At 29.4% G+C, this 14688-nt stretch carries 11 protein-coding genes; all 11 read right to left on the bottom strand.

Annotation, left to right across the window (positions count from 1 at the left end):
- Nucleotides 1-78 precede the first annotated feature (78 nt).
- Nucleotides 79-969, bottom strand: coding sequence for an ABC transporter permease (locus tag BMY82_RS01245; RefSeq protein WP_091973600.1), 891 nt, complete (start codon nt 967-969; stop codon nt 79-81).
- Nucleotides 970-990: 21 nt separating this feature from the next.
- Nucleotides 991-2244: an ABC transporter substrate-binding protein gene (locus BMY82_RS01240; RefSeq protein WP_091973597.1), complete on the bottom strand. Its 1254-nt coding sequence runs from the start codon at nt 2242-2244 to the stop codon at nt 991-993.
- A gap of 157 nt (nt 2245-2401) precedes the next feature.
- Nucleotides 2402-5605, bottom strand: coding sequence for a DEAD/DEAH box helicase (locus BMY82_RS01235; RefSeq protein WP_091973594.1), 3204 nt, complete (start codon nt 5603-5605; stop codon nt 2402-2404).
- A 465-nt stretch (nt 5606-6070) separates the two neighbouring features.
- On the bottom strand, nt 6071-6520 hold the full coding sequence (locus tag BMY82_RS01230) for a DUF134 domain-containing protein (RefSeq protein ID WP_091973590.1): 450 nt from the start codon (nt 6518-6520) through the stop codon (nt 6071-6073).
- A 22-nt stretch (nt 6521-6542) separates the two neighbouring features.
- Nucleotides 6543-7394 carry an ATP-binding protein gene (locus BMY82_RS01225; RefSeq protein WP_091973586.1) on the bottom strand — a complete coding sequence of 284 codons (852 nt, stop codon included), beginning with the start codon at nt 7392-7394 and terminating at the stop codon, nt 6543-6545.
- Entirely contained in the window at nt 7385-8215 is an 831-nt protein-coding gene (locus BMY82_RS01220; RefSeq protein ID WP_091973583.1) for a P-loop NTPase, read from the bottom strand. The genes BMY82_RS01225 and BMY82_RS01220 overlap by 10 nt, the downstream gene beginning before the upstream one ends.
- 19 nt (nt 8216-8234) lie before the next feature.
- Nucleotides 8235-8600 carry a NifB/NifX family molybdenum-iron cluster-binding protein gene (locus BMY82_RS01215; protein WP_091973581.1) on the bottom strand — a complete coding sequence of 122 codons (366 nt, stop codon included), beginning with the start codon at nt 8598-8600 and terminating at the stop codon, nt 8235-8237.
- A 163-nt stretch (nt 8601-8763) separates the two neighbouring features.
- Nucleotides 8764-10392, bottom strand: coding sequence for a Na/Pi cotransporter family protein (locus BMY82_RS01210; protein WP_091973578.1), 1629 nt, complete (start codon nt 10390-10392; stop codon nt 8764-8766).
- Between the two features lie 140 nt (nt 10393-10532).
- On the bottom strand, nt 10533-11408 hold the full coding sequence (locus BMY82_RS01205) for a radical SAM protein (RefSeq protein WP_091973575.1): 876 nt from the start codon (nt 11406-11408) through the stop codon (nt 10533-10535).
- Nucleotides 11409-11422: 14 nt separating this feature from the next.
- Complete coding sequence (locus tag BMY82_RS01200) at nt 11423-12784, bottom strand: GTP pyrophosphokinase (protein ID WP_091973573.1); 1362 nt, start codon at nt 12782-12784, stop codon at nt 11423-11425.
- Between the two features lie 119 nt (nt 12785-12903).
- Entirely contained in the window at nt 12904-14517 is a 1614-nt protein-coding gene (locus BMY82_RS01195) for a potassium/proton antiporter (protein WP_091973570.1), read from the bottom strand.
- Between the last annotated feature and the right edge of the window lie 171 nt (nt 14518-14688).

The raw sequence follows: 14688 nt of genomic DNA, 5'->3' as shown, positions 1-14688 counted from the left end.
ACAAATTCATTAATATTGTTTTTAAAACCATATTTCTTTTTATATAACAATACTATAAATTATTTTACTGAACAATATCTATTTCCCAACTTTTCGACCCAAAATCAAAGACTTTATTACATAATTAAATAATAACACAAATACCAAGCAGAAGAATATTATTATCATATTTATAGCCATGGCTAATGGTCTGTCAGTAAGCATAGGGTTCTGATACTCTATAAAAGCCTGAACAGGTAATGTCTTTGGAACTGTACTTCCAAGCAACATTGGAATTTCATAAGAACCAAAGGAAAATGAAAAAACAATAGTAAAAGTAGAAATTATAGTTGGAAGTAACATCGGTAGTGTAATTTTAAAAAATGCATACATCCTACTTGCACCTAAATTTCTTGCTGCCATCTCATGCTTGATACTTATCTTTCTCAAAATAGATAATGTACTTAGCAATACATAAGGTGTTTCTTTCCAAATATATGAAAGTATAATACCTGCTCCACTGGAACTGAATAAAACATTGGAAAATATCTTTTGAGCATTTTCAAAACCAATAGCATGCAATATTCTAGCCAATACCCCTGAATCCGATAAAAAAGTTATAGCAAACAAGGCTACTGCTATATGTGGTACAACTATTGGCACCTTATAGAAAATATCAATTTTTTTATTTTTAACAATATTATTATTTTCCAACTCTGTTATCGCTCTTGCAATAAGAATACCCAAAGATACAGATACAATAGATGAAATAGCTGTTATATAAAGTGTAAAAAATAAACTTTTTAAAAAGTTAGTGTCTTTGAAAATCTTTAAATAAAATTTAAAGCTCAATTCTTTCATCCCTATAATAGGAAAATATCCGAGACTTTGTATAAAAGCCCCGAATATCCCCACTACAAAGACAAATAATAAAATTGATACTACTGGTAATATTTCCAAGTACGCCTTGTATCTTCTTATTTTTGCCATATATACTCCTTTTTAAAAAACTTACTTACCTGGTATTTCTTCAGTCCATATCTTCTCAATTACTGGAACAAAAGCAGCTGGTAACTCAGGTTTTCTTTTTTCTAATAACTCTGATTGATCTAGTGTTGCACTTCCAAGCTTAACACTGTCTATTTCTTCCTTTTCCTTTTCACTTAACTTTGAGTTGTCTATAACAGGAAGATCCCCCCAAACTTCTGGCTTATACTTCTCTAGCTGTGAATTAAATCCTTCTATTTCATTAATTACAACCATAGCACCTTCTTTATTAGGAGCATTTTTAGCAATTGCCAAGAAATGAGTATTTCCTATAGTTCCCTTATCAAATACACAAGTTTTTGTACTCTTTGGGAAAGTTCCCTTTTCTATCATAGTAGATGCAAAGTTTGGATTGTAACTTACATCAAAATAAACTGTTCCATCAGCAAACATATTGTCTAACTGAGTTGAATCAGTAGGGTAAGTTTTTCCTTCTTTCCAAAGATAAGGCTTTAACTCTTTTAGATAATCCATAGCTGGTTGTATAGCTTTTCTAACGGCTTCTTCATCTTTAGGATCTATGTCCTTTATTTTATCATATCCAACCTTTTCATAAATTATATTTCTTACAAATGCAGATCCAGTAAAGTCTGGTAATGCTGGATATGTAAACTTACCAGGATTAGCCTTTGCAGCTGCTAAGAGCTCATCACAATTTCTAATAGGCTTAACCTTATCTGAATTGTAAATCATAACCAACTGAGCCTTTCCAAAAGGAGCTTCATATCCCTTTGTTTCATGCCCGAAGTCATACTTTACATCATCAGAGTTTATATCTACATACTTTTCTAGATTAGGTAGTTTTTCTGTAAAAGGTCCAAATAATAAATTGTTATTCATGGCTGTATAGAAGTTTTCTCCATTTAACCAAATAATATCTATATTTCCCTTTTCTTCCTTAGCCTGAACACTATTTTGCAAGTTATTTAGGATTTCATCTATATCCATTCCAACTCTTTTTAAAGTAATGTTATATTCCTTTTTCACCTTATCAGCTAAATAGTGATCTATCCAGTTGTTAGTTAGATCCGAACCTCCCCAACCATAAATAGTTACAGTTGTACCTTCTGAATTCTTTTCGTAGTCCTCAAAAGACTCTGATAATATCTTTTGAGCATTGTCATTTGTGGATTCCTTCTTTTCATTAGCAGAGCCACAAGCTGTAAGAGCTAATGTAGCGGCTAAAAACAATGCAGAAGCTTTTGCAAAAATCTTCATACTATACCTCCTATTTTTTATTTGCATACTATTATCATTATAACATCTTTTTCTAATTATTAAGGCATTTATATAGTTTTATAAAAAAACAAACATGCTCTTTTTCTATTTTAAAAAGAAGAATTATAGAAAAACTCTATAATTCTTCTTGAAAGCTCTATCTCGCAACTAACTTATTTGTTTTATTTATAAAATTAGAAGGTATTGCCTCTTCTAGCTTCCAAATAATATTCATTGGTTTTGAGCCCTTATAACTTACAAACTCCGCCTTTCCTAAAAAAGTATATGAATCTGCAATATTTAATTTTTTATTATTCTTATGTTCTCTAACAAACAAAACAACTTTACTATTCATATTTCTATGATTAATATATCTTTGACCAGTTTTAGAAGAACTTGAAGTATTACTCTGACTCTGCCAATGGAATAAAAACTCATTTATAGAATAATCTTTATACATAGTAGTTGGAGAATAATCCTTGTCAGATTTGTTAAGAGTAATAAAAAATATATCTACCTTCTTGTCCTCTATATATTTAACTCCTTCTCGCACGCTTGATGGCTTCATGTGATCAAATGCAAGTAATATTTGATCCCTAGTATAATTACAGTGCAAATCAAGAGGACAGTCAAAATCTAAATCAACATGTTTATCTACAAATGAAATTGTTTCATATTTATACTCTAATATTTCGATAAATTCTTTGCACATATTTTTAGATTTTTTTAATCTTCTTATTCCTTCAAATTCATCTATAAAGTTATTTTTTTCAAAATCTTTATGCCACATAGTTACATTAAACATATTTAAAAGTCTAATTTCTTTTTTATCCAAATTTTTAATATCTGCTTCCTCTTGAGACCTTAGAACTCGAAGTAAAAATTTTATAAATCTTCTAGAATCTATATGCATAAATTTTTTAAATGAGTTTGTTATTTCTTCTTCATATTCCTCATCAAAATCAGTTCTTAATCCAGCAGTAACCAACAGTCTATAAAAACTTCCTTTTGAATAAATATCTTCTATATTCATATGGTAAAAATCAATAAAATTTTTCAAGTTTAATTCAAGCTCACTATCTTCCTTAAAGGATTTGATCTTCAATAACAATCCACTTTTTGTTGATATTGAGTTTCTTATATTGTTATAAATATATTCTGATGCTTTTTTTTCAAGTTTGATATAGCACCCTTTAGGTAGAGACGTAAATCCTTCCTTTATTTGAGTAGAAATGCTTTTTTCTCTGTCTTTAGTTAAAGATAAAAACTTATTTTCAAAATTATACTTTTTATTTGCATTAGCTATAAAATCTAAAACTGTAAGACAATCTTTATTATCTGCTAATCTTAGGCCCCTTCCTAACTGTTGTAAGAAAACAGTCATTGATTCCGTAGGCCTTAAAAATAAAATTGTGTTTACTTCTGGTATATCGACACCTTCGTTATATAGATCTACTACAAATATAAAGTTTATTTCTCCATTCACAAGCTTTTCTTTTGCACTTATTCTTTCCCTACTTTTTGATTCTCCAGTTAAGTATATAGACTTTATACCTCTCCTATTAAAAGCATTTGACATAAATTCAGCATGCTTGATAGATACACAAAAACCTAATCCTTTTACTTCATTAATATCAGAAACGTATTTTTCAGTGGAGTTAATTATTAAATCTGCCCTCTTTTCGGATATTTTTTTATTCATAGTATATATGTTTTCTAATTCTTTTATATCGTAAGTTGATTTTGAAAACTTAATGTCATCAAGATCGGCTATATCTGTTACTCCAAAGTATTGAAAAGGACAAAGAAGTCCCCTATCAATTGCCTCTGGTAATCTTATTTCAGAAGCAATCCTATCATTAAATATTTTATAAAGCTCATTATGTTTACCATCCATTCTTTCAGGAGTAGCCGTTAATCCAAGTAAAATTTTTGGTTTATAATGATTTAGCAAACTTTTATAGGATTTTGAAGCTGCATGATGAAACTCATCTATTATAATATAATCATAATAATCTTTAGATGTATTTTTTATAAAGTCTCTTGAATTAAAGGTCTGAATTGAAATAAACAAATGATCCAATGATTCAGGTTCATAATTTCCTACAAATAAATCACCAAAATTGTAATCTTTCAAAATTGCTCTAAAAGTTTCTATACTCTGCTTCAAAATTTCTTCTCTATGCGCTACAAAAAGAAGTCTATTTTTCTTTTTAGGATTCTTTTTTATAAAATTTCTATAGTCAAAGGCTGAAATACAGGTTTTCCCAACACCTGTAGCAGCAACAACTAGATTCTTATAATTCCCTCTTACTTCTCTTTCTGCCTCAAGCCTATCTAAAACCTCTTGCTGATATGAATAGGGTCTTATATCTAATAAATATCGATTTTCTCTATTTTTAAGGTATTTATCATTTTTCTTTTCTGATACAATAGCATCTTTTAATTTTTTTAAACTATTTTTTTCTTTATCATAGTACTCAAATTCAGAAGAGTTCCAATATGTTTCAAATGTTGCCTCTATTTTTTCTATTGTTTCTGGAAGTTCTTTTTTAGTAAGCTTGACATTCCACTCTAAACCACTTGTAAGAGCTGCTTTTGATATATTAGAAGAACCTACATACGCAGTTGTAAATCCAGTATCTCTATGAAAAATATAACTTTTTGCGTGAAGTCTTGTCATTTTAGTATCATAACTTATTTTTATTTCTGTATTAGGTAAATTGGCTATTTCTTGAACAGCTTTAGCTTCAGTAGCACCCATATAAGAAGTTGTTATTACTCTTAAATGACCTCCGTTTTCAGTAAAATCTCTTAATTCATCTATTATTACTATTAAGCCGCTCCATCTAATAAAAGAAACTAATAGATCTATTCTATTTGAACTAACTATTTCTTTTTTAAACTCACTAAGCATATTAGGCTCTTTTAAAGCACCTGTAAACAATGAACTTTGAGAAATTGATGTTTCAGGTCTTATAGCGTTTTTCTTTTTAGATTGCTTTCTTACTGAATCTAGATTATTTTTCTTTTTGTACACAGAGAATAATTGTTCTCCTAGGTCTTTAACAAAATAATCTTTTAAATCATCATTTTCTGTTTCATCAACTATAATTTGAACTATGCTATTTATAAGTTTTATTTGTCTTTGAAAACTATTTTCTTTTTTCTTTGTATCATCCTTTATATTGTTTAATCCCGTTTTTATTACATTTGTAAGATAATCTGAAAATATTTTCGCAGCTTCTTCTTTGTCTATTTTCTCTTTATCTATATCATATTCGTTTTTATTTTCTTCTATTATTTTATCTATTTTCTTATTTATAACTTCTTCATACAAACCTTCAGTTATTTTATCCATATAAGCACTCCTAATTTTTATAATATATATTCAATATTAATTGATATCTCTTAGAATATCAAGGAATAAGGTTTTTATAATAATTTACTTATAATTTATAAATTGTTTTTTTAATTTCCAAAATTCATTAGCAAGATTAATATATTTTTCAAGTTCTTTTGAATCTTTTAATTCTTTTTTACCATTTTCAATAATTTTATTTATAAAGTTCTTATTTATCTTTATTAAAATTAAATGAACAATCTCCTGCTATATCAAATTCTATATCATTAATTTTAGCTTTACATTTTAGTCTATATCCTCTAGTCCTGTTGATTGTGGTTATTTCCAAATCTATCACTCCTATCAAAGTATTTTTATTTCAAATTATATATACTTGTATATTAACATGTATTTCTTTAAACGACTATAATTCAAATTTAAAAAATACTAGTACGTTTATATTTCGTACTAGTATTTTTCCTATTAACCTCTATGATTTCTTTTTCTACACCATTTTCTGCAGTTATCAGATTTTTTTGTGCATGTAACGTCCTCTGAACCACATTTAGGACAAGTATGTTTGTCTTCCTTATAATTTATATCGTATATACTTCCGCAAGCCCTACATTTGAACTGACAAGATCTTGTCTTATAGTTCCCGTCACATATTCTTATAGCTTTTCCCTCTGTTAAGGCAATTGCTATCTTCTTTCTTGCACTGCTTAAAATATTTTGGAAAGTTTGTCTTGAAACTTCCATTTTTTCAGCGCATTCTTCTTGTTTCAAATCTTCTATATCTTTTAATCTTATGGCTTCAAGTTCTTCTATTTTCAATTGTATTTCTTCTACTTCACATTTAGACTTACCCCAAGGTACAAAGTATGTACCTTCTGGAAAGAATTCTACATTTCTTAATTTTGTAGGTCTAACCATTTTTAACACCTAATCCTTTCAATTAATTTTTTTGTAATTTTTTAATATTTTTCCACATTTTTTCTATTGCTTGTTCTGCTATGCTTTCTTTGTAATATGTTATTGGTTTTAGCTCATTTATTGATTTCATAACCATATCATCGTATGGAACTTTACCTACTAAATTTAATCCCCTATCTACTACAAATTCTTCTATTTCTCTAGATATGTTTTCATTTATATCACTTTTATTTATACATACCATAGTAAAAATATCAAAGTGTTCACACAATGAAATCAATCTTTTTAAGTCTTCTAGACCTGATTTTGTAGGTTCTGTTACTATTAATACTGAATCGCTATTAGTTATTGAAGCTATTACAGGGCAACCAATTCCTGGTGATCCATCTATTATAGTCAACTTTTCATCAGTATTGAATTTTCTTGCTTTTTCACGAAGAAATGATATAAGAAGTCCTGAAGCATCACTTCCTATTCCCATTTCTGCTCTAGTAATTATACCCTTGTCTGTTTTAGTGAGGAATGTGTCAGCTACTTTTTCTTTTTTTAGTACAATAGCATCTTGTAGACATACTAAAGAACAAGCTCCACAACCTTCACAATAAAAAGGATCTATTTTAAAATCTTTTACAGCGTCAAATCTACATATTTCTTCACACTTACCACACTGTATACATTTTTCTTCATCTATTGAAGCTACTTTGCCTGCATAAAAATCTTCTTTTTCTAAATCTTCACCTTTATAATACATATAGAAGTTAGATGCTTCTACATCACAGTCTACTCTTATAACATCTTTTTCTAATTCAGATAAGGCTGTTGCAATGGTAGTTTTTCCAGTTCCACCTTTTCCACTAAGTACCACTAGTTCCATTTTAGCACCTCCTTTGTTCTACTGGCTAATTCTTCAAAAATTGATTTAAATTTCGAATTATTATATAAAGTTTCTCCTTTTGAATAAGCTTGTGCAATATCTCTTCTATATGGAATACTGCCTATTAGTTCTATGTTTTCTTTTTTGCAATACTTTCTAATCATATTATCTTTTCCATCATCTTTATTAATAATTATTCCAAAAGGTATCTTAAACATCCTTACAACTTCTACTGCTATTGCCAAGTCATGAAATCCAAATTGCGATGGTTCAGTAACAAGTATTGCTGCATCAGAATACTTTAAGACATTTACAATATTGCAAGAAGTGCCTGGTGGGCAATCGATTAAATTATCCTTACCTTCTACTTCTTTTAGAAGATTTTGGATTACTGCTACTGCCATAGGTTCGCCAATGTTTAATATTCCCCTACTGCAATACCCATTTTCAGTTTTTCCAATTTCTATTAGTCCAGTTTCTCTTTCTCCGTAAGTTATAGCTCCATATTTACAAGCAACTTCACAAGCTCCACAACTATGACAGAGATTTTGAAATAACATAATTTTATCTTTTACTTTTGCTAGAGAATTAAACTGGCAAACCCTTGCACATTCCCCGCATAAAGCACACTTGTCCTTATCTATTATTGGATACTCTACCATTACTTTTTTTCTTTCCTCTATTTCAGGATTTAAAAACAAAAATCCATTTGGTTCTTCTACATCCGAATCTACATAGTTTAACTTTAATGCACTGGCAAGATTTGTAGATACAGTAGTTTTACCAGTTCCACCTTTTCCGCTAAGTACTGCTATATTCATTATATTTTCCCCCCCCAATCTATCTATTTGCTCTGTGATTTGCAGGGCCAGATGATTTAATTTCTTTAAGCTCACCATTTTCATACTTTTCTAGTACAGAACCTATTGCTATACTTTCACATGCATAAGCTTTAATTCCTTCTTCTTCAATAATTCCAAAAGCATTAGGACCAAGATTACCAGTTATTACTACCTCTATATCTTCATCTATTAACTGATTTGATGCAGCAATACCTGCCCCTCCATTAGATAGTTTAGATTCGTTTTCTAAAACTTTGAAATCTCCTGTTTCAGTATCGTATATTTGAAAATAATCACATCTTCCAAATCTTCTATCTAATAAACTTTCCTTTTCTTTACCTTTTGCTGAAATACATATTTTCATTATTTTTCCCCCTAATATTATTATATTTTTATATATCTTATCTTTATATTACTCTTTTGCATAGTTATTGTCAAATGCCAATAACTATGTATATGAAAATTTTGATAAAAAGTACATAAAAAAGCCGACCATATTGTATAGTCGGCTATAGTTTATATTAATATTATAGTGTTACATGTCCCTGCATTCTATTCATTTCTTCAAGGATATTTATAGAGTGATCAGATATTCTTTCAAGGTTTGTAATAATATCTGAGAAGTATATTCCAGCTTCTACTGAGCATGATCCTCCATTTAATCTACCCATGTGAGAATTTCTAGTTTTCTTTTCAAGAGCATCTATCTCTTTTTCACGCTTTCTTACTACTTCTGCAAGTTCGTAATCATTTGTCTTAATTGCAGTTATAGAGTCGTAGAAGTTTGTTGATGCTATCTTGAATATTACATCAAGTTCTTTCTGAGCATCTTCAGAGAACTTTATGTTTTTACTTTCCATAAACTCTGATATCTCAGCAAGATTTTCTGCATGGTCTCCTACTCTTTCTATATCGTTTACTATATGGAACATTACATCCGCCTTTATTCTTTCATGATCACTAAGATTTTTAGTAGTTAATAAGAATAAGAAGTTTGTAATATCCAATTGAAGAGTATTTATTACTTTTTCATATTCAAAAGCTTTCTTTCTCTTTTCTTCATCACCAGTTTTGATTGATTCATAAGCATAATTTAGAGATCTAGTTGAACGACTAGCCATTCTTATAATTTCATCAACTGTGTTTGAAAGAGCTATTGATGGAGTTTCAAGTATTCTTTCATCTAAGAACTTAGTAGTTGAAATCTGTTCTTCCTCTTCTTCAGGAGTAACAGGTACAAGCTTGTTTGCAAGTTTTACTATGTATCCACCAAAAGGAAGAAGTACTATTACATTTACTATGTTAAATAATGTATGTGCATTCGCTATCTGTCTTGGAACATTTGTAGGGTCTATGCTCTGTACAATAGCTATAATAGGTTTGCTTAGTACAAATATAAATAATAGCGTACCTATAACGTTAAAACATAAATGCATTATAGCGGCTCTCTTAGCGTTTCTACTTGCACCTACAGTAGATAATAATGATGTAACACATGTACCTATATTATCACCGTAAAGTATTGGTAAAGCGGCTGTTATTGGAAGTACTCCCTGAGAAGCAAGTACTATCAAGATACCTATAGATGCACTTGAACTTTGTATTGTACCAGTAATTATAAAACCTGCAATAATTCCAAGAAGAGGATTTCTACTTAGATAAAGTATTGCATCGTGTACCTGTGGCATTTTTGATACAGGTGCTGCTGCATCTTTCATAAAGCTCATACCTACGAAAAGTATACCAAATCCGATTAATATCTCACTAAAGTTTTTAACATGCTTTTTCTTTGTTACAAACCAAAGTAGCATACCAAGACCAATAGCAATTGGCGCATACTTTTCAATATTGAAAGAAACTAACTGTGCTGTTACTGTTGTACCTATGTTAGCACCCATTATAATTCCTATTGCCTGTTGTAAATTCATAATACCTGCATTTACAAACCCAACAGTCATAACAGTTGTAGCACTAGAACTCTGAATAATAGCTGTAACTAGTGTTCCAACAAGTACTCCCATTAGTCTGTTAGTCGTCAGCATTTCTATTATTTTTTTAAGTTTTTCGCCAGCGGCCTTTTGTAGACCGTCTCCCATTACATTCATTCCATAAAGGAACATACCTAACCCCCCGATTAGGTAAACTGCACTCTCCATATTCACACCTCATTTAAATAATTTTCAAACCTTTTTAAATTCTATTTTAGTTCGTATAAATATAATATCATGAAATGAAGTAAAATGTTCAAAAAAAATTAACTCAACGTTAAATTTAACATTGAGTTAACATTTCTAATTTATAATTTTGTTGTGATTTTATAGAATAAATCGTCTAATTTCTCTTTATCGTGTACATAAGGCTTTATGAAATATGTATTTTCCTGTAAAGCACCTACATTCATATAACCTCTATTGCTTACGTTGACTCTTCTTAAATCTTCTTTATATTCTCGACTTGAAGTAGTGATTATACCTACTCTACCTTCTGCTCCCATTATCTGGAAGTATTCTGTAACACTTAACTCTTCATCGTCTATCTTGTAAATAGCTTCTATATTTCTCATGTACTCTTTAAGGTCCATATAACCTCTTTCGTATACATTCTTGTCTATATTATATGGAAGCAGCTCTATAAGTCTTACATCCATCTTATTTGCTATAGTAAGTTTCATAAAATCTATTAACTCATCATCATTAAAATCTTTAATTGCAACACAATTTATTTTTAAATTTATACCTGCCATCTGACAAGCATCTATTGATATAAAGACTTCTTTTAGATTGGCTCCACCTGTAAGAGCATTATATTTGTATTCTTTCAAAGAATCTAGAGAAATGTTTACATTAGTAAGACCACACTCTTTAAGTTTAAGGATTCTTGTTCCTAAACCAATACCATTAGTTGTAATACCTATTTCACCTATTCCTAATTCCTTAGAATACTCTATTAATTCTTCTAATCCTTTATATAAAAGAGGTTCTCCACCGACAAACTTAATCTTTTTTAAACCTCTTTCTGAGAAGAATTTAATCACAGCCTTGAAGTCATCAACTTTCATAGCTTGTTCATCTTGGCTGATTATTTTAACATCATCATTTTTCTTTTTGTACATAAGAGAATAATTATTTTCTTCTGTTACAATTAGACGTAGATAAGATAAACTCTCATCCATAGTTCTCACTTCCTTTAAAATATTTTAATAAGACTATCTGTTATGGTTTTGGAAATAATTCTTCTTTGTTCCATATAGTCATAGTAAGTATCAAATTCATAACAAACATATTCTAAACCTTCTGAAGTCAACTTATTGATTTTTCTAAGGTTATAGTCATAAAATATATCTATTTTTCCAATCTGTGATATCATTTTAAATATACATTCGTAAACATCTATTATTATCTTATCACTATATTCACCAAATTTATCAACTGTATTGTAAATACTTTCTCTTGATATTAGTGATCTTTTGTAGAACTTTATAAAGTTTGCAAAATCCTCTGCATTATTGTCTGGTTCCAATTCAAATAAAACTCTAAAAAATAAATTCCAAGGTACTTCTGAATTCATCTTCTCAATAAAAAGATTAGCTATTTTGTTTGAAAAATCATCTTCAAATTCTATTTCTTCTTCAAGTTCTAACACTTCATTAAAATCTATGTCCTTCTTAATAAAATCGCAAATTTTAGTATATTCTTCAGTCATAAAAGAACTTGTTCCATCTACTGAATCCTCATATTTATGAATTGAGTAATTAAGAATAGTTTCGCACGGCTTCTTAAAGTCAATTGCATATGATAGCTGTTTTTCCATCTTGTATGTAATTGTATCATATAGGAATTTAGCAAACAGCTTTTCAACTTCCTTTCTTCCAGAAGCTGTACTAATACTTTTATTTGGCTTAAAATTATTATAAATATTAAGAAGCTGATCATCAATCATTGTTAAATTATTTTTTATGGACACCATCATATCTTTTAGGAATTTATCCTCTAAAAGATAGGTAGTATTTTTGTATATTATCTTGTGTTCTATTTCACTCCAAAAGACATTTACTAGTGACTTGATCTGTAGCTCAAACTTAATTTTTCTATTAAGAAAAGTATATTCGCCATCTATTTTATAAATTTCAAAACCATTTTTTTGTCTAAGAGGCTGTCTGTCAAATAGATAAAGTCTTATATTTTTATTTGCCTTAGAATAAAAATATTTTCCGTCATCTGTTTTGCTGAAATAATTCTTTATCTGCATAAAAATATCTTCTTCTTCTTTTACAAACTTACACTCTATTCTTATACCTATAAGGTCAGGAATATCTGATATAAGTTCTGCAGGATTTGAGTATTTCACCATATATCTATTTCTTATAATCTTTTCTTTTAAACTGTTATCTGACTTTATTCGAGAACTTACTGCCATTAGTTCATTTTCTTTAAGTGGTATTGAACCAAAGAATTTAACCAGTTCATCTTCTATTACTTCTAAAGCTGGTCTTTGTTCATCAAGGATAGCAGTAGCTGTTTCGATAAACTCGAACTCTTTTAAACTCATAATATCCTCCATTTACTTTTATAACACATAGATATTATACCAAATTTACTGTGCATATACAAATTAATTATATGGATATAAAGATAGTATATTTAATATAATAAATAATATATTAAATTCTATGTATTTCTTAAAGTATTTAGTACTACAATATCTCCGGGCAGTATAATTGTATCTCCATGAGGTACTACAGTATGCCCTTCTCTTTTTATTATTACAACTAAATAATTATTTGGAACCGAAATTTCAGATAGTGTAAGATAAGCCCAACTATGTTTCTTATCTATTACATGTTCTTGTAAGTCTATTCCCATACTTGTATTTTTAAAGGTTGTAGCTGTAAGTACAATTTCATCATTCGCCTCAATAACAGTTTCTCCATTTGGTATAATGTCCTGACCATTTCTCTGAATTAGAGTAATTAAAATATCATTAGGCATTCCAATTTCATAAATTTTTTTACCTATCCAGTTGCTTGAAGGATCTATAATTGTACTTATAAAGTCCATATCTATTTCTTCACTGTAATCATTGAAAGTTTTCATTACATCTCCCTCTGGATCTATCATTTGGCATTTCTTTGAAATAAACTTCAAGCTAGTTCCCTGAGTTAATATAGAAAGTATTACTACACAAAATACTATATGAAATATGTCTATGCTCAAATTAGGTATTGTAACTGTAGCTACCGTAGCAAACACTATAGAGGAAGCTCCTCTAAGCCCTGCCCAAGAAACTACCGCTATCTGTCCATTTGGCGCTTTTAGTGGTTTCATTAGAATAAATGAAATTATCGGTCTTGCAACAAGTCCCATAAAAATAGTTATCAGTATTCCTAAAGGTAGAGCGTGAACTATTTCTGAAGGTACTGATAAAAGTCCTAATATAAAGAATATAACTATTTGCATAAGGCTTGTTATACTATCAAAGGTATTAACCATTGATTTTTTGTTTACTCTTAATCTGTTTCCTAAAATAACACCTACAATATAGGCACTTAAAAAACCATTTCCACCAATAGCTGTTGGAAGTGCATAAGATAGAGTGGCAATGGCAACCATAAAGGCAGACTGCATCCCCTCATTTTCAAATCTAAAATTTTTAAATATTTTCACTGTTAATATTGCAATGGCAAGTCCTAAAAGCATACCAAAGAAAAGCTGATTAAATAACAACAATGCTACATTCTTAACAGATGATTGCCCCTGAATCATTGATATTAAAGTAATAGTTAGCAGATATGCAAAGGGATCGTTGGCACCACTTTCCATCTCTAATAAGGAGTCTGTATTGTATTTCAAGGAAAGCCTATTTGCCTTTAATATTGAGAATACTGATGCAGCGTCTGTTGATGATATAACAGCCCCTAATAAAAATCCTTCCAGTATATTCATCTTTAAAGCCAAGTGACAAAATGCCCCTACTGCAAGTGCAGTACATACAGTACCAAGAGATGCCATAGTAGCCGCTCTTGAAAAAACTGGTTTTATCATATTCCAGTTCATGCCGAATCCACCGTAGAACATTATAAATATAAGGGCTACAGTGCATATTGTTTCGGCTAATTTAAAGTTCGTAAAGTCTATTTTAAATATTCCTTCTGTTCCAAATATCATTCCCAAAAATATAAATGCCAAAAGTGCAGGCACTCTTATTTTTTTCGACATCTTACTTAAAAAAGTCGTGGAAATGAGTACAACAGCTGAAGATAGTAACAAAATAACATTCATCATAGCTGTTTTTCCCTCCTTTTCGTAGCACTTTAAATAATAAAAGTGCTTTTTAAAATTTTCTTAACTTCTAATAAATCTATTTCCATACAATTTATTTTTAAATCGAACAAATAAATTGTATTTTTAATGGATTTATATTTTTAATAAGAAAGTATGGGAAAGTATACTCTC

This window comes from Peptostreptococcus russellii (assembly GCF_900110295.1).
Lineage (GTDB): Bacteria > Bacillota > Clostridia > Peptostreptococcales > Peptostreptococcaceae > Peptostreptococcus > Peptostreptococcus russellii_A.
Note: the sequence above shows the minus strand (reverse complement) of the source record. Positions and strands in the feature narration are given on the sequence as shown.